Source organism: Streptomyces sp. NRRL S-495 (assembly GCF_000966955.1).
In the GTDB taxonomy this organism is placed as follows: Bacteria; Actinomycetota; Actinomycetes; order Streptomycetales; family Streptomycetaceae; genus Kitasatospora; species Kitasatospora purpeofusca.
The window spans coordinates 1-2464 of sequence record NZ_JZWY01000407.1; the positions used below are offsets into that span (position 1 = coordinate 1).

The 2464-nt window shown below is 72.2% G+C and carries 1 protein-coding gene and 1 pseudogene; both read right to left on the bottom strand.

The genetic code is table 11. The annotated features are described in order from the left end of the window. Positions 1–1538, bottom strand: a pseudogene (locus tag VR45_RS21400) (hypothetical protein); the annotation flags it as partial. A 40-nt stretch (positions 1539–1578) separates the two neighbouring features. Continuing rightward, entirely contained in the window at positions 1579–2106 is a 528-nt protein-coding gene (locus VR45_RS42535) for a hypothetical protein (protein WP_159394295.1), read from the bottom strand. Between the last annotated feature and the right edge of the window lie 358 nt (positions 2107–2464).

Genomic DNA, 2464 nt, shown 5'->3' on the forward strand with positions numbered 1-2464 from the left:
CCCGCCATACCCGGGCCCATCATGCCGTTCTGGCCCGGCCGCGCCGCGCCCTCGGCGGACGCCGCACCGGCTGCGGCCGCCCGGTTGCGCAGGCCGCTGCCGCCCGGGGTGAACTCCCCGGCGGCCACCGGCCCCTTCACCCCGCCGACCACGCCGCCGCCGGTCGAGCTGTAGCCCCGACCGCGCGAGCCGCCGACCGCGCCACCGCCGTGGCCGCCACCCTGGTGCATCCCGCCACCCGGACCGCCGAAGCCGCCACCACCGGACCCGCCGGACCGGCCCTGGGCCTCGCGTGCCCCGAAGACCGTGCCGCCGTTGCTCGCGCCCGGACCACCGTTCTTCGTCGGCAGATTGCCCCCGACGGTGCCGGTCCGGCTCGGGGGCACAGGGCCCCCACCGCTCTTCAGCGAACCGGTCCCACCGGTGAACGGACCGGTCCCGCCGAACGGGATCGGCCCTCCGCCGGGGAACCCGACGGGCCCGCCACCGGGCGTAACCGGGTACCCGGGACCACCGCCCTGGGGGTGCACCGGCACAGGACCGCCCCCGGGACCCACCGGTCCGGTCGGGCCGGGCAGCGTCGGTACCGTCGGCAGGCTGTCGAGCCCGGTGCCGGGACGGTCCCCGGGGTGCGTCGGTCCCGTCGGCACCGGTCCCGGCACAGTCGGGTCGACCGGCAGCGGCGCCGGGGTGCCGCGCCGCGGCGGCGGCGTGACGTTCCCCGGCGGGGTCGGTCCGGGCGTCACCAGCACCGGCGGACGCGGCGTCACGGAACCGCCGCCGCTCCGGTCGCCGCCGGAGGGCGGGCTGTAGCCGCTGGAACCGGGCCCGGTCCCTGCCCGTGACGTGCGGCCCGAACCGCCCGATCCCGTCCTGCCTCCCCCACCGCCGACCCAGACGTCCTCGCTGCTGCCTACACCGCCCTTGTCGCCGCCGGCTCCCGGAAGCTCGGGCATCGTGAGCGAGTTCAGCTTGGTCGTCGCCGCCTCGTACGCCTGCCCCAGCTTCTCCATCTGGTGGATGGCTTCCTGGTGCGCGGTGTCCACCCGCTTCTGCGCCGCCGAGGCTTCCATGGAGGAGACCCAGGTCGGGTCCTCCTTCTTCATGATCGCGTCGGTGGACACGGACGGGTTGCCGAAGCCGGCGATGCTCAACGGCGAAGGCTTGAGGCACGGCTGCGTGGAGTGCCGCTTGACCATGTCGATGTCCTTGGTCGGGACCTCCGGCACACCGGTCTTCGCGGTGCTCAGGGCCTCGCCGGCCTGCACCATGGCGTCGCCCGCGCCCTTCGAGTACTCACTGATCATGGACGCCGACTTGTGCAGGTCACCGGCCCACGACTTGAAGTTCTCAGCGGCCGGCCCCTCCCACTGGATCTGGGTCACGTGGGCGGCCAGTGCCTTGCTGAGCTCGTCCAGCACGCGCCCGGCGGCCTTCAGCTGGTTGCCACGACCGGTCACCCTGGACGGATCGCTGCCAGCCACCATGGACTTGAGCTGGACGTGCTGGATCCCCTCGAAGTTCGTCCCGCCTGCCATCAGTTACTCCCCGTATCGCTGAAACTCGCTCCCCGGACCGTCACGCGAAGCCCCCGCCGCCACCCTGCTTGGGTACCGGCCCGCCGTCCGCGTTCTTCGCGACCGCGTTGACCGCCGCCGTCTGGTGCTCCTCGTTGTTGCCGTAGCTGCCCGCCGTCTGCGCGACCGCCTTGCTCATCTTGTCGATCTGATCCGCGAACGACTTCGAGAGCTGCGCGATCGCCGCGTGCGTCTTCTCGTACGCGGCGATCAGGTCGGCGGACTCGTGGAAGCCGCTACCGAGGTTCCCGGCGTGCAGCTTCTGTTCCTTGATCTTGTGCTGCGCCGCCTCGGAGCCCTCCAGCGAGGCCAGCAGCGCGTCGACCTTCTTCTTGAAGTTGGTGAGCGTGTCGAGCTCGATCTTGACGTCCTTGGACCCGAACGCCGCCACCAGCGCGGTGGCACTGACGTCGACCTGGACCTGGCCGACCACACGGCCGATCCAACTGTTGTCCAGCGTCCACGGCTTCACCTCGCCGTTGGGGCCCTCGGCCCAGCCTGCGCCGCCCGGTCCAGCCTCGCTTGGCACAGCAATCCACCTCTCCCCCGTTCGCGACGCGGCCCCCGCGGGTCGCCGCACCGCGACACACCGTCAACTACTCGGTCCTACCGGCCGTACAGGTCGATCGGATCGACAGATCAATCAGATCGATCCGGCAGAACCGTCCGCCCATCGGGACGGACGGCGCCTCAATCATCGTAGCCACCGCCTCTGTCGGACCGGCAGGGCCCATACCCCGCTTGTAAGCGATCGGTACGAACTTGACACGTGCATCCCGCGCGGGGGCCGGGCCGAGGGGTCGGCGGGCGCCGTTAGACTGGCCCGGTCCGGTCGTACCGGACGAGACCTCCACTGCCGCGCAGCGTCGCACAGCAGCGCCCCGGGC